General features: G+C 62.9%; 26 protein-coding genes and 1 pseudogene. 18 read left to right on the top strand and 9 right to left on the bottom strand.

Going from position 1 to position 23,944, the window contains the following annotated elements:
- Positions 1-270: 270 nt before the first annotated feature.
- Positions 271-879 carry a hypothetical protein gene (locus tag ACFXS9_RS36365; RefSeq protein WP_392697820.1) on the bottom strand — a complete coding sequence of 203 codons (609 nt, stop codon included), beginning with the start codon at positions 877-879 and terminating at the stop codon, positions 271-273.
- A 3-nt stretch (positions 880-882) separates the two neighbouring features.
- Here ACFXS9_RS36365 and ACFXS9_RS36360 point away from each other — a divergent pair, with 3 nt between their 5' ends.
- The 6 genes from ACFXS9_RS36360 to ACFXS9_RS36335 all read left to right on the top strand — a co-directional run bounded on the left by ACFXS9_RS36360 (position 883) and on the right by ACFXS9_RS36335 (position 5,712).
- Positions 883-1,155 (top strand): hypothetical protein, encoded by a 273-nt coding sequence (locus ACFXS9_RS36360; RefSeq protein WP_392697818.1) that lies wholly within the window; start codon positions 883-885, stop codon positions 1,153-1,155.
- A gap of 146 nt (positions 1,156-1,301) precedes the next feature.
- Positions 1,302-2,711 (top strand): cytochrome ubiquinol oxidase subunit I, encoded by a 1,410-nt coding sequence (locus ACFXS9_RS36355; RefSeq protein WP_392697815.1) that lies wholly within the window; start codon positions 1,302-1,304, stop codon positions 2,709-2,711.
- On the top strand, positions 2,708-3,715 hold the full coding sequence (cydB, locus tag ACFXS9_RS36350; protein ID WP_392697812.1) for a cytochrome d ubiquinol oxidase subunit II: 1,008 nt from the start codon (positions 2,708-2,710) through the stop codon (positions 3,713-3,715). The genes ACFXS9_RS36355 and cydB overlap by 4 nt, the downstream gene beginning before the upstream one ends.
- 29 nt (positions 3,716-3,744) lie before the next feature.
- Complete coding sequence (locus ACFXS9_RS36345) at positions 3,745-3,843, top strand: DUF2474 domain-containing protein (protein ID WP_197427214.1); 99 nt, start codon at positions 3,745-3,747, stop codon at positions 3,841-3,843.
- Positions 3,844-4,018: 175 nt separating this feature from the next.
- The gene (locus tag ACFXS9_RS36340) at positions 4,019-4,618 is read left to right on the top strand and encodes a L,D-transpeptidase (protein ID WP_392697810.1); all 600 of its coding nucleotides are present in this window, start codon (positions 4,019-4,021) and stop codon (positions 4,616-4,618) included.
- A 53-nt stretch (positions 4,619-4,671) separates the two neighbouring features.
- The gene (locus ACFXS9_RS36335; protein ID WP_392697807.1) at positions 4,672-5,712 is read left to right on the top strand and encodes an amino acid ABC transporter substrate-binding protein; all 1,041 of its coding nucleotides are present in this window, start codon (positions 4,672-4,674) and stop codon (positions 5,710-5,712) included.
- Between the two features lie 564 nt (positions 5,713-6,276).
- Here ACFXS9_RS36335 and ACFXS9_RS36330 read toward each other — a convergent pair.
- The 3 genes from ACFXS9_RS36330 to ACFXS9_RS36320 form a co-directional block, all read right to left on the bottom strand.
- Positions 6,277-7,449 (bottom strand): IS110 family transposase, encoded by a 1,173-nt coding sequence (locus ACFXS9_RS36330; protein ID WP_392697805.1) that lies wholly within the window; start codon positions 7,447-7,449, stop codon positions 6,277-6,279.
- Positions 7,450-7,612: 163 nt separating this feature from the next.
- The gene (locus tag ACFXS9_RS36325) at positions 7,613-8,752 is read right to left on the bottom strand and encodes an acyl-CoA dehydrogenase family protein (protein WP_392697802.1); all 1,140 of its coding nucleotides are present in this window, start codon (positions 8,750-8,752) and stop codon (positions 7,613-7,615) included.
- Positions 8,753-8,928: 176 nt separating this feature from the next.
- On the bottom strand, positions 8,929-10,113 hold the full coding sequence (locus tag ACFXS9_RS36320) for an acyl-CoA dehydrogenase family protein (RefSeq protein WP_392697799.1): 1,185 nt from the start codon (positions 10,111-10,113) through the stop codon (positions 8,929-8,931).
- Positions 10,114-10,276: 163 nt separating this feature from the next.
- Between ACFXS9_RS36320 and ACFXS9_RS36315 the strand changes: the two genes are divergently transcribed.
- Positions 10,277-10,822, top strand: a complete 546-nt coding sequence (locus ACFXS9_RS36315; protein WP_392697796.1) for a carboxymuconolactone decarboxylase family protein — start codon at positions 10,277-10,279, stop codon at positions 10,820-10,822.
- Between the two features lie 195 nt (positions 10,823-11,017).
- Complete coding sequence (locus ACFXS9_RS36310) at positions 11,018-11,512, top strand: VOC family protein (RefSeq protein WP_392697794.1); 495 nt, start codon at positions 11,018-11,020, stop codon at positions 11,510-11,512.
- An 87-nt stretch (positions 11,513-11,599) separates the two neighbouring features.
- Here the strand turns inward: ACFXS9_RS36310 and ACFXS9_RS36305 are convergent, their stop codons facing one another.
- The 5 genes from ACFXS9_RS36305 to ACFXS9_RS36285 form a co-directional block, all read right to left on the bottom strand.
- Positions 11,600-12,838 carry an MFS transporter gene (locus ACFXS9_RS36305; RefSeq protein ID WP_392700196.1) on the bottom strand — a complete coding sequence of 413 codons (1,239 nt, stop codon included), beginning with the start codon at positions 12,836-12,838 and terminating at the stop codon, positions 11,600-11,602.
- A 170-nt stretch (positions 12,839-13,008) separates the two neighbouring features.
- Positions 13,009-13,368: a nuclear transport factor 2 family protein gene (locus ACFXS9_RS36300; protein ID WP_392697792.1), complete on the bottom strand. Its 360-nt coding sequence runs from the start codon at positions 13,366-13,368 to the stop codon at positions 13,009-13,011.
- A 14-nt stretch (positions 13,369-13,382) separates the two neighbouring features.
- Positions 13,383-14,627 (bottom strand): MFS transporter, encoded by a 1,245-nt coding sequence (locus tag ACFXS9_RS36295; RefSeq protein ID WP_392697789.1) that lies wholly within the window; start codon positions 14,625-14,627, stop codon positions 13,383-13,385.
- Between the two features lie 105 nt (positions 14,628-14,732).
- The gene (locus ACFXS9_RS36290; protein WP_392697786.1) at positions 14,733-15,428 is read right to left on the bottom strand and encodes a DUF938 domain-containing protein; all 696 of its coding nucleotides are present in this window, start codon (positions 15,426-15,428) and stop codon (positions 14,733-14,735) included.
- A 36-nt stretch (positions 15,429-15,464) separates the two neighbouring features.
- Complete coding sequence (locus ACFXS9_RS36285) at positions 15,465-15,854, bottom strand: ArsR/SmtB family transcription factor (protein ID WP_392697785.1); 390 nt, start codon at positions 15,852-15,854, stop codon at positions 15,465-15,467.
- A gap of 219 nt (positions 15,855-16,073) precedes the next feature.
- On the opposite strand from ACFXS9_RS36285, the gene soxC reads away from it, so the two are divergent.
- From soxC to ACFXS9_RS36235, 10 genes and pseudogenes are all read left to right on the top strand, one after another.
- Positions 16,074-17,318, top strand: coding sequence for a sulfite dehydrogenase (gene soxC, locus ACFXS9_RS36280; RefSeq protein WP_392700195.1), 1,245 nt, complete (start codon positions 16,074-16,076; stop codon positions 17,316-17,318).
- On the top strand, positions 17,302-17,976 hold the full coding sequence (locus ACFXS9_RS36275) for a c-type cytochrome (RefSeq protein WP_392697782.1): 675 nt from the start codon (positions 17,302-17,304) through the stop codon (positions 17,974-17,976). The genes soxC and ACFXS9_RS36275 overlap by 17 nt, the downstream gene beginning before the upstream one ends.
- 59 nt (positions 17,977-18,035) lie before the next feature.
- Entirely contained in the window at positions 18,036-18,356 is a 321-nt protein-coding gene (gene soxX / locus ACFXS9_RS36270; protein WP_392700193.1) for a sulfur oxidation c-type cytochrome SoxX, read from the top strand.
- A 56-nt stretch (positions 18,357-18,412) separates the two neighbouring features.
- A complete protein-coding gene (gene soxY / locus ACFXS9_RS36265) occupies positions 18,413-18,907 on the top strand; it encodes a thiosulfate oxidation carrier protein SoxY (protein WP_057841278.1) in 495 nt (164 codons plus the stop codon).
- Positions 18,908-18,922: 15 nt separating this feature from the next.
- A complete protein-coding gene (gene soxZ / locus ACFXS9_RS36260; RefSeq protein WP_392697779.1) occupies positions 18,923-19,234 on the top strand; it encodes a thiosulfate oxidation carrier complex protein SoxZ in 312 nt (103 codons plus the stop codon).
- Positions 19,231-20,097: a sulfur oxidation c-type cytochrome SoxA gene (soxA, locus tag ACFXS9_RS36255; RefSeq protein WP_392697776.1), complete on the top strand. Its 867-nt coding sequence runs from the start codon at positions 19,231-19,233 to the stop codon at positions 20,095-20,097. Before soxZ ends, soxA begins: the two co-directional genes overlap by 4 nt.
- Positions 20,098-20,105: 8 nt before the next feature.
- Positions 20,106-20,411, top strand: a complete 306-nt coding sequence (locus ACFXS9_RS36250) for a hypothetical protein (RefSeq protein WP_392700191.1) — start codon at positions 20,106-20,108, stop codon at positions 20,409-20,411.
- Between the two features lie 26 nt (positions 20,412-20,437).
- Positions 20,438-22,185, top strand: a pseudogene (soxB, locus tag ACFXS9_RS36245) (thiosulfohydrolase SoxB).
- Positions 22,182-22,643, top strand: a complete 462-nt coding sequence (locus tag ACFXS9_RS36240) for a hypothetical protein (RefSeq protein WP_392697770.1) — start codon at positions 22,182-22,184, stop codon at positions 22,641-22,643. The pseudogene soxB and the gene ACFXS9_RS36240 overlap by 4 nt, the downstream one beginning before the upstream one ends.
- 124 nt (positions 22,644-22,767) lie before the next feature.
- On the top strand, positions 22,768-23,808 hold the full coding sequence (locus ACFXS9_RS36235; protein ID WP_392697767.1) for an MBL fold metallo-hydrolase: 1,041 nt from the start codon (positions 22,768-22,770) through the stop codon (positions 23,806-23,808).
- Positions 23,809-23,944: the final 136 nt, after the last annotated feature.

Raw genomic sequence — 23,944 nt, 5'->3', positions numbered from 1 at the left:
CGACGCGAGGTATTGTCGACCACACGGCAAGATTGGTATTTCGGCAGGTGACCCATGCGGACAGATCGACCGCACCGTCACACGGCTACAGAACGCCGCAGCCTGATATCAATCTGGCTTGCCGTATTTCAGCCGTACACTTAGCTGCTTACGTGACCACGTCGGTCATGATGCTTGCCGCCATCGATGGTTGCTGCGACTAACGGGAATGAAGTCAGGCTACGCAAGGGCACGTCGCTCAACGAGCGACTTGTCCTCGCAGGCCTTGCTTTACTTTTGTGTTTGGTTGCCTTGCCTGGCCTTAGTCACCTGGCGAACGGTCATTGGCTTGGCGTCGCCGCTCTCTTTGCGTCGGTATTCGGAGGCCTCCTGCTGGGCGCAGCCCTGCTTGAGCGCAACGTCGTCTGGATCATTACACCAGGCGAAATCCTGATCGGCGAACAGCGTCCATTCGGAAAGTTGCACCGAAGATTGATCAGGGATGACGAAATTTCGGGGATGCGTCTCCGAAAGAGCATCGGCAAATCTGTGGAGTTCAGCCTCATATTCGAGACCGAATCGGGAGATTTGCTCACCTCGCCTCCCCTGCCTGATATCACCCGGGTGCACCAAACTACCGTCCGAATTGCCCGGCTGCTTCGACTTCCTGATCCCGAACCAGTCGAGAACCCGCTCGACGCCGCCAATGCCGGGATACGACTGGGCAAGCCGGTCAACCCCAAGAAAGTACGAGGACTCAAGGTTCTCATCGTGCTGCTCGCCGGCTTGTTGAGCGTTCCGCTCATCTATGCGCTCTGGAGCGGCAAATTGTCTGCTCTCGGGATTGCGGTCTGGTCGCTCGGCGCGATCGTGGCCTTCATACTGCTCAGATATCTCCATCGGGTGAGTGCATGCTGGATCGTCCACGACGGCGCGATCAGGATCGAACGGCTTTCATGGAAAGGCACGACAGAGGTAGAGACAATCAGCGGTGACGATGTCGAGGCCATCGACGTCGAGAGCGGCGGCCGCAAGGATAGCCTCTACGCGATCATAATCCGGCTTCGCACGGGGAAGAAAGTCCGTAGCCCGGCGCTGGCCGGCAAGGATCAGACCCGAGCCGTGCAAGCCGAGATCATCAGGCGACTGCGATTGAACCCGTCGCGCTGCAAATAGGCTTGCACGCCTGTCCCGCGCGGCGCGCAGTATAATCGTCGCATCGGGCGTGGTAAGATGGACACTGGTTCGGATGCAATTTTCGAAAACTGCAGTTCCGTTTTTGAAGATATCGTGCCCGACAAAACTTGCTACAGGTGGTGTCGATGTTCGAAGGCTGGGATGCGGTCGTATTGGCCCGGGCGCAGTTCGCATTCACGATGTCGTTCCACATCATATTTCCCGCCTTCTCGATCGGGCTCGCCAGCTATCTCGCCGTGCTCGAGGCGCTGTGGCTCGCGACCGGGCGCGAGGTCTACATCAACCTGTTCAATTATTGGCTGAAGATCTTCGCCGTCGCCTTCGCGATGGGCGTGGTGTCGGGCATCGTGATGTCCTACCAGTTCGGCACCAACTGGTCAGCATTTTCAGACAAGGTCGGTCCCGTGATCGGCCCGCTGATGGCCTATGAGGTATTGACGGCGTTCTTCCTCGAAGCCGGCTTCCTCGGCGTCATGCTGTTTGGGCTCAACCGCGTCGGTCCCCGGCTGCATTTCCTCGCGACGCTGATGGTCGCGATCGGCACGCTGATTTCGGCGTTCTGGATTCTGTCGGCCAATTCCTGGATGCAGACGCCGGCCGGCCACACCGTCAATGAGGCCGGCCAGTTCATCGCCGCCGACTGGCTGAAAGTGATCTTCAATCCGTCGTTCCCATACCGTCTCGTGCACATGGTGCTGGCGGCGTATCTCACAACCGCGCTGGTGGTCGGCGCGGTCGGCGCATATCACCTGCTGCGCGACCGCCACCTCGCCGGCCCGCGCGTGATGTTTTCGATGGCGATGTGGATGGCGACGCTGGTGGCGCCGCTTCAGATCCTCGCCGGCGATCAGCACGGGCTCAACACGCTGGAGCACCAGCCGGTGAAGATCATGGCGATGGAAGGCCACTTCGAGAGCCACAAGCACGGCGCGCCCCTGATCCTGTTCGGCCTGCCCAATCAGAGCGCCGGCAGGGTCGACTACGCCGTCGAAGTGCCGAAACTCGGTTCGCTGATTCTCAAGCACTCGCCTGATGCGCCGATGGCCGGCCTCAACACGGTGCCGCGCGAAAACTGGCCGCCGGTCGCCATCACGTTCTGGTCGTTCCGGATCATGGTCGGCATGGGATTACTCATGCTGGCGATCGGCTTGTTCAGCCTGCTGATGCGTATTCAGGGCAAGCTCTACGATTCCCGGCTGTTGCACATGTTTGCGGTCGCGATGGGTCCCGCAGGTTTCATCGCGGTGCTCGCAGGCTGGATCACCACCGAGGTCGGACGACAGCCGTTCACGGTCTATGGATTGCTGCGCACGGCTGAATCCGCCTCGCCGCTGGCGGCGCCCGCAGTCGCTTCCTCGCTGATCGCCTTCATCATCGTCTATTTCGCCGTATTCACAGCGGGCGTAGTCTACCTGCTGCGCCTGATGGCAGCGCCGCCGCATCCTGGTGAAGAGGGACCGTCGCACGAGGCCCCGATCCGCACGGCAGGCATCACGCCTGCCGCTGGCGCGGTTACCGAGGGAGTCGCGCGATGATCCCGATCGACCTCCCCATCATTTGGGCCTTCATCATCGCGTTTGCCGTGTTCGTCTATGTCGTGATGGACGGCTTCGACCTCGGCCTCGGCATCCTGTTTCCACTCTTCTCGGAGAAGCGCGATCGCGACGTCATCATGAACAGCGTCGCCCCGGTCTGGGACGGCAACGAAACCTGGCTGGTGCTTGGCGGCGGCGGCCTGATGGCCGCGTTTCCGCTGGCCTATGCCGTGCTGATGCCGGCGCTCTACACGCCCATGATCGCGATGCTGCTCGGCCTGGTGTTCCGCGGCGTCGCCTTCGAATTCCGCTGGCGCACGACGCGCGCGCGCAACCGCTGGGACATCGCCTTTTTCGGCGGATCGATTTTGGCGACGTTGGCGCAGGGCATTGCCCTGGGCGCGATCCTGCAAGGCGTGCATGTCGCAGGCCGAAGCTATGCCGGCGGCTGGTGGGACTGGCTGACACCGTTCAGCATCCTGACCGGCGTGGCGCTGGTGATCGGCTATGCGCTGTTAGGGGCGACATGGCTGGTCATGAAGACGGAAGGCGAGTTGCGCGACCGCGCCTATCACCTGAGCTGGATCCTGTTGCTCGCGATGCTCGGGGCCATCGCCGCGGTCAGCATCGCGACGCCGTTCCTCCATATACAGTACACCGAGCGCTGGTTCGCCTGGCCGAACGTCCTCATGACGGCACAGGTACCGATTTCGGTTGCTGTAGTCACCGCCCTGTTGCTGCGCAGTCTCGCCAACAAATACGACTATCAGCCGTTCTTCCTCACGCTGGCGTTGTTCGCGCTGTCCTATGCCGGCCTCGGCATCAGCATGTATCCCTATATCGTGCCGCAGAGCATCACGATCTGGCAGGCGGCGGCGCCGGAAAACAGCCAGCTCTTCATGCTGGTCGGCGTCGCCGGGCTGATCCCGCTGATCCTCGGCTATACCGCCTGGGCCTATTGGGTGTTCCGCGGCAAGGTCAAACCCGAGAGTGGATACCATTGAAGCCCAACGAGCCGGCCCCTCGCCCTCTCATGCAGCGCCTGTTGTGGTTTGCCGCGCTCTGGCTCGGCGGCGTCGGCACCGTCGCGCTGATTTCGTTTTGCCTGCGGCTCTGGATCGCGCCGAAATAAGGCACGCGGGATATCTCATGATTTGGTGGACGACGAAAATGGACGACATTTCAGTCACGTATCAGCCGCATTCGCCCTAAACTTGCCATCAAGCCGGCCCTGAGATTTGATGGTTCCGCTGATTTGCCAAAGCGCCAACCATTAGGCCGCCGCGCCAACAAGGAGAATTTCTGCGATGACAAAATTTCGGCACCTGATCTGGATGGTGATCGCCGCCGGCGGTCTGATCCTTTCAGCCTCTCAGAGCCAAGCGCAGTTACGGCAGCCCGACGTCGGCGACCAACCTGGCGTACTGCCCGATGAATCCGTCGAGCTCGATCCGCAGTTCAGGAAGACGGCGGTGCTCTATCGCACCAACGAACCGCCGGGCACCATCATCATCTCCACCCAGGACCGCCATCTCTATCTGGTCCAGGGCAATGGCCGTGCGCTGCGCTACGGCATCGGCGTCGGCCGCGAGGGATTCCAGTGGCAGGGGCTGCTCAACATCACCCGCAAGGCGGAATGGCCAGACTGGACGCCGCCGCCGGAGATGATCGCGCGCCAGCCCTATCTGCCGCGCTTCATGGCCGGCGGACCCGGCAATCCACTGGGCGCGCGCGCGATGTATCTCGGCACCACCGTCTACCGCATCCACGGCACCAACCGGCCCGACACCATCGGCACCGCCGTCTCCTCCGGCTGCTTCCGGCTGGTCAATGCCGACGTCGCCGATCTCTATGAGCGGGTGCCCGTGGGCACCAAAGTGATCGTGCGGCAGAAGCCTGAACTCTAATCCCGCCGCTGTCTATTCAGACGGTCCATTCTCCTGAAATCGTGAGTTAGAAAATGCTACGGACATTTCGAGGCGGCCTGCTCGTCGGGCTGGCTGTCGCAATCGTGGTCGCGGCCGCTGCAATCACCTATGAACGTTACGATACCAAGACGCTGAAGCGGACCATCCGCCGCGGCGACGTGCTGTGCGGCGTCAACAAGGGCCTGCCCGGATTCTCGATCCCCGACGACAAGGGCGACTGGACCGGCTTCGACGTCGATTTCTGTCGCGCTGTTGCCGCCGCGATCTTCGATGATCCCAAGAAGGCGAAATTCGTAGCCCTCGATGCCAACGAACGCTTCAAGGAGCTGCAGAGCCGCAAGGTCGACATCCTCTCCCGCAACACGACCTGGAGCATGTCGCGCGAGAGCAACTACGCCCTCTATTTCCCGGCCGTCGCCTATTATGACGGCCAGGGCTTCATGCTGCCGCGCTCGCGCAACATCGATTCCGCACTGGACCTCAACAACAGCAAGGTTTGCGTGCAGGAGGGGACGACGACGTTGCTCAACGCCGCCGACTATTTCCGCGCCAACAACATGAAATATACCGAGGTGAAGTTTGCCAGGCTGGAAGACGTGCTCAAGGCCTATGAGGGCGGCAAGTGCGACACCTTCACCGCCGACGTTTCCCAGCTCTACGCACTCCGCTTAAACCTCATTCAGCCGAGCGATCACGTCATCCTGCCCGACGTGATTTCCAAGGAGCCGCTCGCGCCCGTGGTGCGCCAGCGCGACGACGACTGGATGATGCTCGTGAAGTGGACGCTGTATGCGATGATCAACGCCGAGGAACTTGGCATCACCTCGAAGAACATCGACGAGGCGCTGAAGTCGAAGAAGCCCGACGTGATGCGGCTGGTCGGCACCGAAGGCGCCTATGGCGAAGACCTCGGCCTGCCCAAGGACTGGGCCGCCCGCATCATCCGCCATGTCGGCAATTATGGCGAGGTTTACGAGCGCAATGTCGGCGAAGGATCGAAGCTGAAGATCCCGCGCGGCCTGAATTCGCTGTGGAGCAACGGCGGAATTCAGTACGCCCCGCCGATACGGTAGGTCTCTCAACCACCATAAACTGTCGTCACCCGCGAAAGCGGGTGACCCAGTACGCCGCGGCCCATCGGCTCAAGCATTGCTGTCTCTGGAATACTTGTATGGGCCTGGTCAATGGTCGTCGTTGCTAGGTCATTGCGTTGATCTCCGAGGGAGGCCGACATCTCCGCGGGCCGACCTCAAGACGGGCTGTCCGCCTTGGCGCAGCGACCGTCAAGGGTGGCCGGAGGCCATCGCGTAGCGACGCAGCCCTTGACGGTCGCGAGCTTGGCGGCAGGCTTGAGGTCGGCACGCGGAGATGTCGATGGCGAGATGAGGACGACTTCCGAGGCGAGCCCGCCTTGGACGCGATATCGCGTCGCAGACTTGTATTCGGTTGATCGATCGGGATCAGAACCATGATGCATGCATGCGCATCGGGGCGAGCTCCGGGGCGGCGGGTCCATTCTGGGTCGCGGCGCAAAGGCCATGTATTCCTGCGGATCATCGCCACCTCGGATGCCGTTGGCAGACCGCAAGCCGGGCTGCCAAACCGTCAGTGGTGTGGGGTTAAGGGAAGCTGCACGGTCAGGTGCCGGCGGGACGCAACTTGATGTCCTCCGTCACCTGACCGGTGGTCACCAGCCGCCACAGGGCGATGAGTAGCTTACGCGCTAGTGCCACGATCATGGTCTTGCGCGTGGTGCGTCGGCCATCGGCGGTGCGCTCACGGAACCAGTTGGCGAGCCGGCTGCCCTTCTGAAAGATCAGAAAGCGCCAGGCCAGTTGGATCATCCCCCGGCGAACCCGGCCGTTGCCGGCGCGGGCCAGTCCCTTCTCGCGCCGGCGCTGACCGCTCTCGTCCGGCGCGCCGGTCAGCCCGGCATAGCGCGCGACAGCTCTGCGATCGCGCAGATTGCGCGACAGAATCTCATTCACCAGCATGTCGGCGGTCTCGATGGCAATGCCCAGAACCCTTGCGATCAGACGAACCATCGCATGGGGTCCTTGAGATGTGGCCGGCGCAGCGGTGAGGCGCTGCAGCCGTGCGCTTTCGATGGCGCGGATCTGGTCGCGCACCAGGCATAGCCGCTCCAGATCGCGGCGCAGTTCCGCCCTGGCATTGTCCGGCAGCGGCGTTCCTTCCGCGGTACGCTGTGTCTCCAGTTGCTGCGCCGCCTTGCGAAGCCTCGGATTGAACCCGCCGATGCCGAACAAGGCGAGGACGGCTTTGACCCGGTTGACGATCCGCGTCTGCTCGCTCACCAGGCTCTCCCGCTCGCGGCCCGGTCGTCGAGCGTCTTCTTCCGCCATGGTCGGGATCGTGGCCATGCTGCAATGGCGCTTCTCACCACGCAGCCAACCCAGCAGCGAACGCATCAGCAGTTCCGTGTCGATCCGATCGCTTTTGACACGCCGGTGCTCGCGAGACACCGCGATGCTCGCAGGATGGATGACATAAGCTTCGATGGCGCGGGCCTGCAGCCAGCGGGCCAGCCAGAATCCATCCCGTCCAGCCTCATAGGCGCAGACGATTCGCTTGATCGCACGTCCCGCCTTGTGCGCTTCCTCGCACCAGCGCTGCAGCAGCTTCAGCAGAGCGTTCGCGTCTGCATCAAGCTTCTTCAGCGGCCGGCGTGTGACACCGGGGATCATAGCTGCAACCAGCCACTTCGACTGGCTCATCTCGATAACTGCAACGAGTGTGTTATCCTGCTCGAAGGCGGTGAGGGACCTGCTGACGTCAAACGGTTGCGACATGGGGTGCTCCATTGCGTGACCACGGCGCCCGAGGTGTCGATACCCTCGCCGCCGCTGACCCTGCCGCCACCCCCTCATAGCATCTGGGTCGCCCGGTCCCAGTGCGCAATTGCGCACAAGGCCGGGCGATGACGGCGGTGTATGACGCGCCGCTTCGGGCTGCTCAATACCCCTTCATCCGCGCCAACTGATCGGCGTGGTAATTGCTGTCGCCGAACAATTCCTGGCAGACACGGGCGCGCTTCATGAAGAAGCCGATGTCGAACTGGTCGGTCATGCCCATGCCGCCGTGCATCTGCACGCCCTCTTGCACCGCCAGCGTCGCCGTGGTGCCGGCGCGTGCCTTGGCGACCGCGACCGCGGCGCCAGCGTGCTCGAAATCGCCGTCGAGGGTCTGCAGCGCCTTCAGAACGGCCGCGCGGGTGATCTCAATGTCGATATAGAGCTGGGAGGCGCGGTGCTGCAGCGCCTGGAATTCACCGATCAATTTGCCGAACTGCTTGCGTTCCTTGAGATAGGTGACGGTGCGGCCGAACACCTCTTCGCTCAAGCCCACCATTTCGGAAGCTACCGCGCCACGGCCGATATTGAGCACACCCTCCAATAACGCGCCGCCCTGGTCGACCTCGCCGAGCACCTGATCGGCGTCGACTTCAACGCTGCTGAATTCGATCCGCGCAGCATTATGTGCGTCGACCATCACCGTGCGTTCGATCGCAATTCCCTTGGCTTTGGGATCGACCAGGAACAGTGTCAGCCCGTTGCGCTCGCCGGCCGCGCCGCCGGTGCGTGCCGCGACGATCAGGAGATCTGCGGTGTGGCCGTCGACCACCAGCGCCTTGGCGCCGTTCAGCTTGAAGCCGTTGCCGGAGCGCACCGCCTGCAAATTGATCTGCAGCGGGCGATGTTTTGCGCCTTCGTCGATCGCGAGCGCCGCCAGCAGCGATCCATCGGCAATCTTCGGCAGATGTGCGGCCTTTTGCGCGTCACTTCCACCGCGCGACAGTGCCGACGCCGCCAGCACCGCGGTCGACAGGAACGGCGGCGGCATCAAGTTGCGGCCGATTTCCTCCATCACGATGCCGGCCTCGACGCAGCCGAGCCCGCTGCCGCCGAAATTTTCGGGCACCAGCAGGCCGGAAAAGCCCATCTCCGCAAACGTCTTCCAGAGCTCGCGGGAAAAACCCGTCTCGTCCTTGCTGTCGCGCAGGTGACGCAGATGCGACACCGTCGCCTTGTCGCTGATAAGGCCGCGCGCGCTGTCGCGCAGCATGGATTGTTCTTCGGTGAGGACGAGGGGCATCGGGCAATTCCGGTTCAGAAGTGTGAATTAAGTTGCTTCGTCGTCCCTGCGAAAGCAGGGACCCATACGCCGCGGCCTATCGAGCAGGAATGGAGCTGGCGTCACGATCAATACTCAACAGCGGTTGTTATGGGTCCCTGCTTTCGCAGGGACGACGAGAGAGTGAGCCTAGACGCCTAGGCCCCCGGCAGATCGAGGATGCGCTTGGCGACGATGCCGAGCATCACCTCGCTGGTGCCGCCCTCGATCGAGTTGGCCTTGGTGCGCAGCCAGGCGCGCGGGCGGGCGCCGCCTTTCGAGCGCTGGCTTTCCCATTCCAGCGCGTCGATGCCGCCAGCCGACATCAGGATCTCGTGGCGGCGCTTGTTGAGCTCGGTGCCGTAATATTTCATCGCCGACGAAAACGCCGGATGCGACTGGCCGGCCTTGGCGAGATCGATCGCGCGTTCGGCCACAGCCGCAAACGCCGCCTCGTCGATGTCGAACGCCGCAACCTGGCTGCGCAGCATCGCATCGTCGAGCCGACCGGAATCATCGCTGCCGAGGGAGTCGGCGGCGACCTGCCCGAGCGGACGGCCGATGCCGCGCTCTCCAGTGCCCGAGATCATCGCCCGCTCATGCTGCAGCAGATATTTTGCAACATCCCAGCCGCGGTTGACCTGGCCCACCACATGCGATTTCGGCACCCGCACATTGTCGAAGAAGGTTTCGCAGAACGGCGAATAGCCGGAGATCAGAAGAATGGGCTTAGTCGACACGCCCCTCGAGGCCATGTCGAACAAGATGAAGCTGATGCCGTCATGCTTCTTCGCGGTGGGATCGGTGCGCACCAGACAGAAAATCCAGTCGGCGTAGTTCGCATATGACGTCCAGATCTTCTGGCCGTTGATGATGTAATCGTCGCCGTCGCTATCGGCGCGGGTTTGCAGCGAGGCGAGGTCCGAGCCTGCGTTCGGCTCGGAGTAGCCCTGGCACCAGCGGATCAGGCCGGCGGCGATCTTTGGCAGGTGCTCTTTCTTCTGCGCCTCGGTGCCGTACTTCAACAGCGCCGGCCCAAGCATCCAGATGCCGAAGCTCGAGAGCGGCGAGCGCGCGCCCATCGCCGCCATTTCTTCGCGCAGCACCTTGTGCTCGGCGGGCTCCAGCCCTCCGCCACCATATTCCTTCGGCCAATCCGGCACGGTCCAGCCCCTGTCGCGCATCCGCTCAAACCAGACGCGCTGCGGCTCGGAGGAGAATTTGGCGTTGCGACCGCCCCAGTAGGTATCGCTTTCGGAGGTCATCGGCCGTCGCATTTCCGGCGGACAATTGGCCTCGAGCCAGGCGCGGGTTTCACGGCGGAATGTTTCCAGATCGGACATATCAGGCGTTTCCATGTGGGAATGTTTGGAAGCGACCTTAGCCCTCGCGTTGCGGAATTCAATATATGTCTGACATCAGCCCATGCCGCTCTGGCGGTGGTCACGCTGCCCGATCGGGTGTATGCGCTAGGCGATAACGATTGAAAAACAAGAGGAAACCGGCATGCGGCTGAAGTTGCTTTCGCCTGGCGAAATGAGCGCCGACCAGAAAGAAACCTACGACGAGGCCATCGCCGGCAAGCGCGGCGCCCCGCCCGCGCCGATGATGGCCTGGCTCAACAGTCCGGAGATGGCGCGGCACGCCACGCGGCTTGGCGAGCAGCTCCGTTTCAACACGATCTTTCCGGCAAAGCTTTCCGAGATTGCCATTCTCGTCACTGCGCGGCACTGGACGTCGCATTACGAATGGTACGCGCACAAGCGCCTGGCGCTGAATGGCGGCATGGACCCGAAAATCATCGAGGACATCCGCGACCGTCGCACGCCCGCCTTCGATGACCCCAAGGGCCAGATGATCTATGATCTCGCCAAGTCGCTGCATGAGGGCCACGGCGTGTCGCAAGCGCTGTATGACGAAGCGGTAAATGTGCTCACCGAACGCGGGATTGTCGAGGTGATCGGGCTGTGCGGCTATTACACGATGGTGTCGATGACGCTGAACACGTTTGAGTTCGGGCTGCCGAACGGCGAGGTATCGGATCTTGTGTGACGAGAATCCGCGCCTACGTGTCCCGGATGCGGTGGAGCGCCACAAGCGCGTTCACGCGCGTCTTCGACGCGCTATGGCGCTGCTCCGCAGAGCCGGGACCCATGCCGGCACTCAATGTGGGCCCCGGCTTAGCAGCGCACCGCTGATACGCTGCGCAGCATCCGGGGCACGCAAACTTCCGAACGGAGTCACAACATGCCCCAATCCCCACCCATCGTCGCCGGCACGCGGATCGGGCATGTCCATCTCAAGGTCGCCGATCTCGACCGCGCGCTCGGCTTCTATTGCGGCGTGCTCGGCTTTGAGGTGATGCAGCGGATGGGTTCTGGCGCCGCGTTCATTTCGGCCGGCGGTTATCACCATCACATCGGCCTAAACACCTGGGAAAGCAAAGGCGGCCATCCGCCGCCGCCGGGCACCACCGGCCTGTTTCACACCGCCATTCTCTATCCCACCCGCCCGGCGCTGGCGGATGCGCTGTATCGTGTGATCCGGGCCGGCATCGAGCTCGACGGCGCCAGCGACCACGGCGTCAGCGAGGCGCTCTATTTGCGCGACCCCGATCAGAACGGCGTCGAACTCTATCGCGACCGGCCGAAAGAAGAATGGCCACGCGCACCCGACGGATCGCTCGCGATGTTCACCAAGCGGCTGGATCTGGAGGATTTGCTGCGGCAGCGGGAAGCGTAGCTCTCTCCGTCATTCCGGGGCGATGCGCAGCATCGAACTATGGTGCGCAGTTGCGCGCCTGAGAATCTCGAGATACCGGATCTGGTGCTAACGCACCAGCCCGGAATGACGAGAACGCCCGCGGATCATGATCAGCACCGCCGCCGTCAGCTCGACTCCGATGCACCCGTAGAACGGCAACGCATAACTACCCGACAGATCCCGCAGCAATCCCACCACGCCGGGACCGAACGCATACGTGATCTGGTTGATCGCCGTGATCAAACTGACCAGCACGCCGAATGAACGCGGATCGAATTCGCGCTGCACGATCAGCGCCGGCAATGTGATGAGGTTGCCGACGGAAAAGCCGAACAGCGCGCAGGCTGCGATCAGCACGTAATCGTTATGCACATTGATGACAATGAGCAGCGCCACCGCCTGGCTGACGAAGGAAAGCGAGGACGCCAGCCGCTGGTTCATCCGATCGATCACGAAAGAAAACAGCACACGACCGACCACCGCCATCGCCGTCAACAGTGCCACCGCAATCGCCGCGCGCTGCCGCCCGATCACCGAATCGAGAAACGCGATCAGGTGGACGATGAAGCCGACCTGCGCGAACAGCACCAGTGCGAACGCCGACGACACCGAGAGAAAGCCGATGTCGCGAAAGGCGCGTGCGCGAATTTGCGTCGGCGACGGCGCGTCGGCCGTATCGAGCCCGCCCGTGCTCAGGTGAAGCGGCGGCCGTCCGACCAGCAGCAGAATCACCGGCACCATCAACGCAACCATTACGACGGCCGACGCCATCATCGCGCCAGAGAAGCCGAAATAGCCGATCGCGGTCACCAGCAGCGGCACGCCGACGATCCCGCCAAAGCTCGCGCCATTCAGCGCCAGGCTGATCGCCATGCCGCGCTTGTTGTCGAACCACAGCCCCAGCGTATTGGTGATGATGCCGAGGCTGGTGCCGGCCCAGCCGAACGCGAGTACGGCATTGGCGAGGTAAAGCTGCCAAGGCTCGCGCACCTGACCGATCGAGACGGCCGCCGCGGCCATCGCCAACGTGCCTGCGATCAGGCAGTTGCGCGGACCGACCGCCTTGATGGCTTCGCTGACGAAGGCGACCAGTGCGGCGCCGAACAGATAGAAGAACGTGGTGCCGGACGAAATCAGCGACGCCGGCCAGCCGTGCAGCCGCTGCAGCTCGGCGACATAGACGCTCTGGCCGTAGAAGCCGAGCCCCCAGCCGAAGGTTGCCAGCAGGAAACAGACGACGACGATGTGCCAGCCGTCGTAGCGGATGGAGGTTTCGTCGATCGGAGTGAAGTTGGATGCGTCCACTTTTTCTTGCTTCTTGCTCACCGCGCGGGCCTGTCCCGCACATCCACGTCCTTCACGCTTTCAGGGAACTAAAGACGTGGATGGCCGGGACAAGCCCGGCCATGACGGTGATAGTAGCAGGTCGCCGCGAAAATTGCTTCGGTGCCGGCCGAACTGTCAGCAGGTGGCAGCTAAGCCGGTTTCGACGGATCGTAGAAGAACCGCTCGCGCCAAACCTTGTCGCCGCGCCATTCCTGCAAGGCCACTTCGTCGAACCGCCCGGTCTTGCCTGAATGAAAGACAAAGTCGAAAATCCAGTGGATCGCGACATGATCGCCCTCGACGACGGACGTCACGCAGGTCGAGGTCACGCTTTTGACCCGCTCCAACACCGCGCGCTCATGCGCCGCCAGCACGTCGCGGCCGACCCGTGGCGGAGCGGCGTTCTCCTGCATGCTGGCGTCCTCGGTGTAGAAGCGCTCGATCGCGCCGGCATGATCGCCGGAGACGACGGCGGCGATGAACTCATCAAGACGGGCGCGCGACGGCATGGGACCTCCGGTAATTAGACACTCGGACCTGGAATCTCGTCGACCGCCTGCAGCTTCGCGCGACGCTTGGCAAACGACGCAAATGACAGCACTGCAAGGCCGAGCAGTACCGGCGGGAACACCACCATGTTTACCATCGACCAGCCGTAATGCGCCAGCAACTGACCGGACGAGAATGACCCCAACGCCATCATCCCGAAGATCAGGAAATCGTTGAACGCCTGCACCTTGTTGCGCTCTTGCGGCCGGTGCGTCTCCAGCACCAATGCCGAGGCGCCGATAAACGCGAAATTCCAGCCGACGCCGAGCACGATCAGCGTCGCCCCGAAATGCAGTGCGGTGATGCCGGAAAGGCCGATTGCCGCCGCGGCAGCTTCCAGGGTCAGGCCAAGTGCCACAATTGTCGGTGCGCCGAAACGCGCGATCAGCGAGCCCGTGAAGAAGCTCGGGCCGTACATCGCCACGATGTGCCACTGGATGCCGAAATTGGAATCGCTCACCGTGAGCCCGCACATCTTCATGGCGAGCGGCGCAGAAGTCATGACGAGATTCATCATGGGATAAGCAATCACGCCGCACAGCGCCGCGGCAATGAAGCGCGGTTGCCGTGCAATCTCGAACAGCGGCCGCCCGCCATGCATGTCCGACGGGGCCGGCTTCGGCGCGTCGACGCCCCACAGCACCGCCGTTGCAACCAGCGCGACGAACGCCTGCACCACGAAGCTGAACGCAAACAGATATGGCGGCCAGATATCCATGGTCCACTGCACGAGCTGCGGACCGAGCACGCCGGCGAACACGCCGCCGGCCATCACCCAGGACATGGCTTTCGGCCGGAACGCTGTGCTGGCGCCGTCAGCGGCGGCAAAACGATAGGACTGCGCGACTGCGCCGTAGAGGCCGCCGAGGAAAGTCGCGCAGCAGAACAGCCAGAACGACGCATAGAGAACGGCGGCGGCGGCGAGTGCACCGGTGAGGATTCCGCAGAAGGTACCAATGATGAACGCGGCACGGCGGCCATAGGCGCGCGAGATCGCGCCCGTCGGCAGCGTGCCGGCGGCGAGCCCCAGCACGTACATCGACAGCGGCACGGTGGCGAGCGAGATGGTCGGCGCCAGGGTCGCGCCGACGATCGAGCCGGTGGCGAAAATCACCGCCGAATTGGCGCCGGTCAGCGCCTGCGCCGCGGCGAGCCGCAGCACGTTGGCGCGCGCGCGGGCATCGTTTGATATATCTTCGGTAGCTGTCGTATCCAGCATCGGCATTCCCGCCCGGCAGGCCCCGGGCCGGGAGCCTTATTGATTGATTCCGCGGCACTATGAAGACACGGGGCGGCGCGATCAACCGACGCAAACGGGCGCGCGCTATGCGACGACGTCACCCTTTGTGGATGGCGCGAAGGCCACAATCATGTTGTTGGCCGGCATTGGTACGGTTTCCATCAACGTAAGGCCGACCGTCTCGGCCAATGTACTGAGTTCTCCGATATCGCGCACGCCCCATTCGGCGTCCTGCTCGCGCAGGCTGGTGTCGAACACGGCGTTGCTGATCGCGGTGTGCTTGCCTTCGCGCTTGAACGGGCCATAGAGAAACAGCCGTCCGTCATCGCGGAGATAGCGCGCCGCGCCGGCGAACAGACCCTCGGCCACGCGCCAGGGCGCGATGTGAATCACATTGGCGCAGAACACCGCCAGCAGTTTGCCCGGTCCGCTGCCGTCATGCATCGCCGGGCACCAGGCTGGATCGGCGAGATCGGCCCGCAGCGGCGAACGAATGTTCGGCAGACCGGCATGCGTGCGCCACGCTTCGATGCTCCTGAGATGTCGTTCATTGAGATCGCTCGGCCACCAGGTGATGTCGGGCGTGTGCCTTGCGAAATGCACCACATGCTGGCCGGTGCCGCTGCCGGCCTCCAGCGCGTCACCGGATTTGCCGGCGAGAAATTTCTGCAGCGCCGCCCAGATCGGTTCGTGGTTGCGGTGGAATGCCGCCGCGTCGAGCCGGCCGTCGGGCTCGACCGGCCGGCCATCCTTACCGAATTCCACCACATACTCAGCCATCGCAGTTCGGTCCCGAAAAAATCAGTGGCGCGGCGATCACTTCAGATCGCCGCAGAATATCTCCTTCAACACCCCTAGCAGACGCAGTGTGCGCTGGTCGGCAACGCGATAATGCAGCGTCTGCGAGGTCCGGCGGAATTCCACCAGGCCGTCGGCGCGCAATTTCGCCAGATGCTGCGACAGTGCGGACTGGCTGAGATTCACGACGGCGACCAGTTCGCCCACGGTCATCTCTCCGCGCACGGCAAGAAAGCAGAGGATCAGCAGACGCTTTTCATTGGCGAGCATTTTCAGGAGCTGCGCGGCGTCACCGGCCTGCTTCGCCAGCTTCTTCAGCGCCGCCGCGTCGTCGGCGCCGGTGGCGAAGGCGGTCTCTTGCGCAGTCTCTTGTTCAATTTTCTGGGCTGCCGGGGCGGCTGCTCTCATCACTGCAAATCCGGTATCGTTTTTCCGCGCCTGCGAAGCACACCTACCATACTAGCGCGCCGGCCATTCTTTAGCATTGACTAAATTAGTAAATGTGGATACCGGTTCAAAAAAGCAAGAAATGCTGCGGCGGTGCGGCCGCGAGGGGAAGAAAACGTGCGGCCAGACCCGTTACGCAGCAAAGCTGTTCTCTCCGATCCTGCCGCCCCGGATACCCCGATGGGCCGCCGCCGCTTTCTTGGCCTCGGCGCGGTCCTGACCGGCAGCCTCGCCGTTGGCGGCAAACAGGCCATAGCGGACCCCGCGCAAGAGTCTCCTCCCGCAGACGCGCCCTGGTCGCAATCGATCGGCGCTGGCGTGGTCGATCGGCCCTATGGCCGCCCGGCCGATACCGAAGCTTCCGTCATCCGCCGCAACGTGCCCTGGTTGACCGCAAGCGCGGAATCGTCAGTGAGCTTTTCGCCGCTGCAGGACCTGCACGGCATCATCACACCGAACGGATTGTTCTTCGAGCGCCATCACGCCGGCCGCCCCGATATTGACCCGGCGCAGCACAAGCTGATGATCCACGGGCTGGTCGAGCGCCCGCTGCTTCTCACGATGAAGGACATCATGCGCTTCCCGTCCGTGTCGCGCATCCATTTCATCGAATGCCCGGCCAATGGCGGCATGAACTGGCGCGCCGCGCAGATGAACTCGCTGCAGTTCAGCCACGGCATGGTCAGTTGCGCGGAATGGACCGGGGTCAAGCTGTCAACGCTGCTGGAGGAAACCGGCATCAAAAATCAGGCGAAGTGGGCGATGGTCGAAGGCGCCGACGGCGCGCATATGAACCGCAGCCTGCCGCTCGACAAATGCTTAGACGATTGCCTCGTGGTCTATGCGCAGAACGGCGAGGCGCTGCGGCCCGAACAGGGCTACCCGCTGCGGCTGGTGGTGCCGGGCTGGGAGGGCAACGTCAACATCAAATGGCTGCGCCGGATCAAGCTCGGCGAAAAGCCGTGGCACACCCGCGAGGAAACCTCGAAATACACCGACCTGATGCCGGACGGCACCTCGCGCGGCTTCACCTGGCTGATCGACGCCAAATCGGTCGTCACCTTTCCCTGCCCCGAGAAGCCGCTCGATGGGCCCGGCCTCTATGAAATCCGGGGACTGGCCTGGACCGGCAACGGCAAGGTCAGGCGTGTCGATGTCTCCATGGACGGCGGCGTCAACTGGCAGAGTGCGCGGCTGCACGAGCCGGTGCTGTCGAAGGCGCTGACCAAATTCACCCTGCCCTGGCGTTGGGACGGCCGGCCCGCGCTGGTCGCATCCCGCGTTATCGACGAGACCGGTTATGTGCAGCCGACAATTGCACAACTGCGCGCACAGCGCGGCTCAAACTCGGTCTACCACAACAATTCGATCCAGACCTGGCAGGTCAAATCAGACGGAAGCGTCTTCAATGTACAGCTCGCGTAAGATTTGCCTGCCGATCGTAGCCATTCTGCTTGCCTGCGCCGCAAGCGTCGCCGGCGCGGCCGAACCCGGCTCGTTCGGTTACGGCAGCGTGGCCACGCCGGCGCAGATCGCCGGATGGGACATCGACGTGCGCGGCGAGGACGGAACGGGCCTGCCGCCCGGCAAGGGCACAGTCGACCGGGGCGCGGAGGTTTATGCCGAACAATGCGCGGCGTGCCATGGAACCTTCGGCGAAGGCGAAGGCCGGTTTCCGAAGCTGGTGGGCGGCGTCGGATCGCTCCGGGACGAGCGCCCGGAGCCGACGGTCGGCAGCCACTGGCCGTTCGCCCCGACCCTGTGGGACTATATTAACCGCGCCATGCCGATGCAGGCGCCGCACACATTGTCAGCGGATGACGTTTATGCTTTGACCGCCTATATTCTGAACCTCAACGATCTCGTTCCCCATGAATTCGTTGCCGATCGCAACAGTTTGCCGAAAGTCAAAATGCGCAATCGCGACAATTTCATCTGGACCGATCCGCGCCCCGATACGATGACAAAGCCCTGCATGAACGATTGCGTCAACGCCGCCGATGTCAGGATATCGTCGACGGCTGAGGGTAGGAATCTGACGCCGCGCACGACCGGGCCGCTCGATACGATGCAACAGAAGTAGAAATTACGGAAACGCCTGTGACCGATCATTTCCCGACGAAATCCGCAAAGCTTCCGGCGTTGGCGCTGCTCGTCGCTCTGGCGTCCGCGGGCGCCGCGCACGCGCAGTCCGCGGTGGATGAAGGCCGCAAGCTGGCCTTCGACCGCAGCAAGGGCAATTGTCTGACCTGTCATGTCATCAAGGGCGGTAACCTTCCCGGCACGATCGGGCCCGAACTGGTCGACATCAAGAGCAAATATCCGAAGCGCGAGGATCTCGTCGCCATCCTCAACGACGAGACCCTGCGCAATCCGCTCACCGTGATGCCGCCGTTCGGACGGAACCGTATCCTGACCGAGAAGGAAATCGACGCGGTGGTGGATTTCCTGCAGACGCTTTAACGCAAGACGAGGGATCAAGCCTGTGACGTGCCAACGCAGGCTTTAGGAGATTTTCGATGAATAAGATTGATGTTGGATTTTCGGCCACGCGGCGACTGATCCTGCAGGGTGCAGGCGCAGTCGCGCTCATCGGCCTCGGCAACCTTCCCTTCGGCCTGACGCCGGCGCTCGCCGCGGCCAACGACAAATACCCGGAAGAGGCGTTCAAGCAGAAGAGTGACGCCGACGTCATCAAGACGCTCTACGGCAAGACCGCTGAGCCATCGGACAAGGTCAAGATGGACGCGCCCGAAATTGCCGAGAACGGCGCCGTGGTGCCGATCTCGGTCTCTACAACCCTTGCCGACGTAACCTCGGTTGCGTTCCTCGTCAGCGAGAATCCGAACGTGCTGATCGCAAAGTACAACATCCCGGCCGGCACGCTGCCGAGCGTCGCCAACCGCATCAAGATGGCCAAGACCAGCAACGTGACCGTGCTGGTGGAAGCCGGCGGCAAGCTCTACAGCGCCTCCAAGGAAGTCAAAGTCACCGTCGGCGGCTGCGGCGGTTAAGGCAGGAGAACTCACATGGCATCGACCATTCGCGTGCGCGCCACTTCGAGCGGCGACATCACCGAAGTGCAGGCGCTGATCCAGCACCCGATGGATTCCGGCTTCGTCAAGAACGCCAAGGGCGAGACCATTCCGCCGCACTTCATCCAGCAGCTCACCTTCGAGCATGACGGCAAGAACGTGTTCGCCGCCGATTGGGGCGGTGGTATCTCCAAGGACCCCTATGTGAAGTTCGCGTTCAAGGGAGCCAAGAAGGGCGACGAGCTGAAGATCAGCTGGGTCGACAACAAGGGCGCGACCGACACCACCACGGCGAAGATCCAATGAAGCTGCGATCCGCGATCTTTCTGGCATCCGCCGCGATTGCGCTCGCCGCGCTGACGCTGGCGGGCCCGCCTCTGTTGGCAGCCGACGACAAGATCGATCCTGTCGCCGACGCCAAGGCGTTCCAGAAGTTCTTCAGAGACAAGTTTCCCAAGGTAAAGTTCGAGGACTTCGTCAACGGTCCCTATTCGATGGACGAGGACCTTTATCGGCAGTGGCAGGATAAGGAACAGTTCCCGCCCTACGAGTTCTCACTCGAAATGGGCAAGGAAATGTTCTCCAAGCCGTTCAAGAACGGCAAGACCTATGCCGACTGCTTCCCGAACGGCGGCATCGGCATCCGCCAGAACTACCCTTACTTCGACGAGAAGGAAGGCAAGGTCATCACGCTTGAATTGGCCTTGAACCGCTGCCGCGAGGCCAATGGCGAACCGCCGTTCTCCTATGTGAAGGACGAAATGGCGGCGCTGACCGCCTACATGGCCTTCACCTCGCGCGGCAAGCCGATGGACATCAAGATTCCGAACGATCCGCGCGCGCTCGCGGCTTACGAAAACGGCAAGGAATATTTCTACACCCGGCGCGGCCAGCTCAACTTCTCCTGCGCCACCTGCCACGTGCAGAGCCCGGGCGAGCGTATCCGCGCCGAGGTGCTCGCGCCCGCGCTTGGCATCGTCAACGCAATGCCGATCTACCGCTCGGAATGGAGCGGCATGGGCACCACCAGCCGGCGCTTCACCACCTGCAACAGCCAGATCCGCGCAGTGCCGCTCAGCCCGCAGGACGACGAATATCGCAACGTCGAATATTACCTGTCCTATGTGAGCAACGGACTGCCGATTTCAGGTCCGGGAGCGCGGCCATGAGGAACTTGATGCAGAAATCCGCATTAGTTCTGTCGCTATTTGCCGCGGATGCTGCGCCCGCGCTCGCCGCGGGCTCCGAGGACGAATTCAAGGCAGCCTACGCCGCGGCTGAAGCCGCCAACAAGGAGGCCGGCAAGCTACGCAACCAATGGACCACCACGGCGAACACGCTGGCGGCGGCGAAGAAGGCGGCGGATGCGGGTGATTTCGATAAGGCCACCGCGTCGGCCAGGGAAGCGGAGGCGCTGGCCAAAGCTTCGATCTTCCAGGCCACCAGCGAGAAGACGCGCTGGAAGGATCTGGAAATACGCTGACGCCGTTACGACGCGCGGAGACCCGCATGACCATCCGCCGCCGCGATTTTCTGACGCTAGCGGGCGCTGCCACCCTGTCCGGCAGCCTGCCACGGCTGGCGCGCGGCGCCGATAATGGGGGCGTTTACGATCTCGAGCGTTTCGGCAATGCACGTATCCTGCACATCACGGATACGCACGCGCAGCTTCGGCCGGTGTTCTTCCGCGAGCCGAGCGTCAATCTCGGCGTTGGACCGATGCAGGGCAACCCGCCGCATCTGGTCGGACGCGCGTTTCTCGATCGCTTCGGCATCCGCCCGGACAGTGCCGATGCCTATGCTTTCACCTGCGTCGAGTTCGAGAAGGCCGCCGGCCGGTTCGGCAAGCTCGGCGGCTTCGCGCATCTAAAGACGTTGATTGATCGCATGCGGAGCGAAGCCGGCTCCGGCCGCTCGCTGCTGCTCGACGGCGGCGATCTCTGGCAGGGCACAGGCCTTGCCAACACCATGCGTGGCGTCGACATGGTGGAGGCCGCCAACCTGCTCGGCATCGAGGCGATGACCGGTCATTGGGAATTCACCTATGGCGAGAAGGCGCTGCGCGCCAACCTCGAACGCTTCAAGGGCGAGTTCCTGGCGCAGAACGTCTATCTCACGGAAGAAGCCGCCTTCAACGACGCCAAGGCGTTCGACCCGGCGTCGGGGCGCGTGTTCAAGCCGTCCATCATCAAGGAGATCGGCAGCTATCGCGTTGCCGTGATCGGACAGGCATTCCCCTATGTGCCGATCGCGCATCCGAAGCGCTTCACGCCGGACTGGAAGTTCGGCATCCGCGACGAGGAGCTGCAGAAGCTTGTCGATACGCATCGCAACAACGACAAGGTCGACGCCGTCATTCTGCTCTCGCACAACGGCATGGATGTCGATCTCAAGCTCGCCAGCCGCGTCACCGGCATCGACGTCATTCTCGGTGGTCATACCCATGACGCCGTGCCGCAACCGATTGCCGTCACCAACGCGAGCGGCACCACGCTCGTCACCAATGCCGGCTCGAACGGCAAGTTCCTGGGCGTGCTCGATCTCGAGATCGGCAAGGGCAAGGTAAAGGATGTCCGCTATCGGCTGCTGCCGGTGTTCTCGGAACTGCTAAAGCCCGACCCGGCGATGCAGGCGCTGATCGATGAGATCCGCGAGCCGCAGGCAGTTGCGCTCAGCGAGAAGGTCGGTGTAGCCGACCGTCTGCTCTATCGCCGCGGCAATTTCAGCGGCAGCATGGATCAACTGATCTGCGACGCGCTGCTCGGCGAATTGAACGCGGAGATCGCGCTGTCGCCGGGTTTTCGCTGGGGCACCACCGCGCTGGCCGGCCAGCCGCTAACGATGGAGGACGTGATGGCGCAGACCGCCGTCACCTATCCGGAGACCTATGTCCAGACCATGACCGGCGGGCAGATCAAGGACGTGCTGGAAGACATCTGCGACAACCTCTTCAACACCGATCCATACTACCAGCAGGGCGGTGACATGGTCCGCGTCGGGGGCTCGCCTACACCTGCACGCCGACCGAAACCGTGGGCGCACGGATTTCCGAGCTCAAGCTCGACAACGGCCGCGCGCTGGAAGCCGACAAGCACTACAGAGTGGCGGGCTGGGCTTCCGTCAACGAGCAGACCGGCGCGCCGGTCTGGGATGTGGTCGCCAAACATCTGAGGTCGGGCAAACCGCCCAACCGCTCGCCGCCGGGCGTGACGCTGAAAGGCGTTGAAGGCAATCCGGGCATTGCGGGACAGGCATGACGGGCTTTTCGACCATCCTTCGCGCGATATCAGCGGCGCTTCTGATCGCAACCGCCGCGCCCGAGGCCCGCGCACAGCAGGCACCGCTGCAGGACAAGCCGTTCGCCGAGCACAAAATCGTGCTGCAACTCTCCGACAACGATCCGCGCAAGCAGGGCCTCGTGCTCAGCGTCGCCAGCAACCTGATGAAGCATTACGACCCTGACAAGGTGGCGATCGAGGTCGTCGCGTTCGGCCCCGGCATCGACCTGCTGCGCCCGGAAAACCCCAACCGCAAGATGGTCGAGAGCCTGGTCGCGCAAGGCGCGCGCTTCGACGTCTGTCTCAACACCGTCGATACGCTCGAACGCGAGCACGGCAAACGGCCGGAATTCATCGCCGCGGCCACGCCGGTGCAGGTCGGCGTCGCGCAGATCCTGTTTCTGACGGAGAACGGGTATACGTTAGTGCGGCCGTGAATTCATTGCGAGCGAGCCGTAATTTCATCGCGCCCTCAGGCGTGGTAGAGTTGATGGAACTGCAGGAGCGGGCTGGAGCTACATCCGGCCCTGATCCAACCTGAGTTAACGCGGACGTGTAGCCATGATCTTTCGTCAACTCTTCGACAGCGTGTCCGGCACCTACAGTTATCTGCTGGCGAGCCGCGCCGGCGGCGAGGCGTTGATCCTCGATCCCGTGCTGGAAAAGGCCGATCGCTACTGCCAGCTTCTGCGCGAGCTCGATCTGCGGCTGGTGAAGGCGGTCGACACCCATCTGCACGCCGACCACGTCACCGGCCTCGGCGAATTGCGCGACCGCACCCAGTGCATCACCATCATGGGCGAGCAGAGCAAGGCCGACGTGGTCTCGATGCGGGTGTCCGAAGGCGATAAGGTGACGATCGAGGGGTTGTGCCTGGATGTCATGTACACGCCCGGCCACACCGACGATTCCTATAGCTATTTGATGGGCGACCGCGTCTTCACCGGCGACACGCTGTTGATCCGCGGCACCGGCCGCACCGATTTCCAGAACGGCTCTTCCCGGGCGCAATATGAATCGATCTTCAACCGGCTTCTGAAACTGCCGGACGAGACGCTGGTATTCCCCGCCCATGACTACAAGGGCGACACGGTTTCCACCATCGGCGAGGAGCGCCGCTATAATCCACGGCTGCAGGTACGCAACGTCGACGAATACATTGAGCTGATGGCGAACCTGAAGCTGCCGAACCCCAAGATGATGGACGTCGCGGTGCCCGCCAACATGCATGTCGGCCTGCATCAGGAGGAGCTTGCCAAGCAGGGACTCGCGCTCTGCGCGCGCGACGCGATTGCGAGCCTTGGCCGGCCCGACATCCTGCTGGTGGATTTGCGCGAGACCAGCGAGCGCGCCAAGCATGGCACGATCTCGGGCGCGCTGCATGCGCCCTACCCCGGCATCGCCGAGAGCCTCAAGCCTGGCGGCATGCTGCGCGAAGTCGCCGCCGCCACCGGCCGCCGGGTCGTGTTCTTCTGCGCCTTCGGCGAACGTTCGGCGATGGCGGTGGCCGCGGCCAAGAATGCGGGGCTGGCCAACACCGCCCATATCGAAGGCGGGCTGGACGCGTGGAAGAAGGTAGGTGGGCCGGTGGTTCAGGGATAACCTTTATGCGTGCCGTCGTCCCTGCGAACGCAGGGACCCATACGCCGCGGCGCCAATGATGAAGGCGGCGGCTGACGCCTTGCTTGAATTGCAACGTCCTGTGGTTATGGGTCCCTGCGTTCGTAGGGACGACGCA

Origin of the sequence: Bradyrhizobium sp. RDI18 (assembly GCF_043203335.1) — a bacterium.
In the GTDB taxonomy this organism is placed as follows: Bacteria; Pseudomonadota; Alphaproteobacteria; order Rhizobiales; family Xanthobacteraceae; genus Bradyrhizobium; species Bradyrhizobium retamae.
The sequence above is the reverse complement of the archived record's forward strand: the minus strand, read 5'-3'. Positions and strand labels throughout refer to the sequence as shown.

What these genes read in the sequence shown, in the direction of transcription:
- ACFXS9_RS36320 (WP_392697799.1), bottom strand. Translation starts at nt 10,113, where the DNA reads ATGTCCGATCTGGAAACATTCCGCCGTGAAACCCGCGCCTGGCTCGAG.
- ACFXS9_RS36355 (WP_392697815.1), top strand. Translation starts at nt 1,302, where the DNA reads ATGTTCGAAGGCTGGGATGCGGTCGTATTGGCCCGGGCGCAGTTCGCA.
- ACFXS9_RS36240 (WP_392697770.1), top strand. Translation starts at nt 22,182, where the DNA reads ATGACGGGCTTTTCGACCATCCTTCGCGCGATATCAGCGGCGCTTCTG.
- ACFXS9_RS36285 (WP_392697785.1), bottom strand. Translation starts at nt 15,854, where the DNA reads ATGAGAGCAGCCGCCCCGGCAGCCCAGAAAATTGAACAAGAGACTGCG.
- ACFXS9_RS36335 (WP_392697807.1), top strand. Translation starts at nt 4,672, where the DNA reads ATGCTACGGACATTTCGAGGCGGCCTGCTCGTCGGGCTGGCTGTCGCA.
- soxA (WP_392697776.1), top strand. Translation starts at nt 19,231, where the DNA reads ATGAAGCTGCGATCCGCGATCTTTCTGGCATCCGCCGCGATTGCGCTC.
- ACFXS9_RS36330 (WP_392697805.1), bottom strand. Translation starts at nt 7,449, where the DNA reads ATGTCGCAACCGTTTGACGTCAGCAGGTCCCTCACCGCCTTCGAGCAG.
- ACFXS9_RS36300 (WP_392697792.1), bottom strand. Translation starts at nt 13,368, where the DNA reads ATGCCGTCGCGCGCCCGTCTTGATGAGTTCATCGCCGCCGTCGTCTCC.
- soxZ (WP_392697779.1), top strand. Translation starts at nt 18,923, where the DNA reads ATGGCATCGACCATTCGCGTGCGCGCCACTTCGAGCGGCGACATCACC.
- ACFXS9_RS36295 (WP_392697789.1), bottom strand. Translation starts at nt 14,627, where the DNA reads ATGCTGGATACGACAGCTACCGAAGATATATCAAACGATGCCCGCGCG.
- soxY (WP_057841278.1), top strand. Translation starts at nt 18,413, where the DNA reads ATGAATAAGATTGATGTTGGATTTTCGGCCACGCGGCGACTGATCCTG.
- ACFXS9_RS36325 (WP_392697802.1), bottom strand. Translation starts at nt 8,752, where the DNA reads ATGCCCCTCGTCCTCACCGAAGAACAATCCATGCTGCGCGACAGCGCG.
- ACFXS9_RS36310 (WP_392697794.1), top strand. Translation starts at nt 11,018, where the DNA reads ATGCCCCAATCCCCACCCATCGTCGCCGGCACGCGGATCGGGCATGTC.
- ACFXS9_RS36250 (WP_392700191.1), top strand. Translation starts at nt 20,106, where the DNA reads ATGCAGAAATCCGCATTAGTTCTGTCGCTATTTGCCGCGGATGCTGCG.
- ACFXS9_RS36290 (WP_392697786.1), bottom strand. Translation starts at nt 15,428, where the DNA reads ATGGCTGAGTATGTGGTGGAATTCGGTAAGGATGGCCGGCCGGTCGAG.
- ACFXS9_RS36315 (WP_392697796.1), top strand. Translation starts at nt 10,277, where the DNA reads ATGCGGCTGAAGTTGCTTTCGCCTGGCGAAATGAGCGCCGACCAGAAA.
- ACFXS9_RS36340 (WP_392697810.1), top strand. Translation starts at nt 4,019, where the DNA reads ATGACAAAATTTCGGCACCTGATCTGGATGGTGATCGCCGCCGGCGGT.
- ACFXS9_RS36275 (WP_392697782.1), top strand. Translation starts at nt 17,302, where the DNA reads ATGTACAGCTCGCGTAAGATTTGCCTGCCGATCGTAGCCATTCTGCTT.
- ACFXS9_RS36365 (WP_392697820.1), bottom strand. Translation starts at nt 879, where the DNA reads ATGGAGATATCTGAGCAGTATGAAGGCCACGATCGCGCCGAGCGACCA.
- cydB (WP_392697812.1), top strand. Translation starts at nt 2,708, where the DNA reads ATGATCCCGATCGACCTCCCCATCATTTGGGCCTTCATCATCGCGTTT.
- ACFXS9_RS36235 (WP_392697767.1), top strand. Translation starts at nt 22,768, where the DNA reads ATGATCTTTCGTCAACTCTTCGACAGCGTGTCCGGCACCTACAGTTAT.
- soxC (WP_392700195.1), top strand. Translation starts at nt 16,074, where the DNA reads ATGGGCCGCCGCCGCTTTCTTGGCCTCGGCGCGGTCCTGACCGGCAGC.
- ACFXS9_RS36345 (WP_197427214.1), top strand. Translation starts at nt 3,745, where the DNA reads ATGCAGCGCCTGTTGTGGTTTGCCGCGCTCTGGCTCGGCGGCGTCGGC.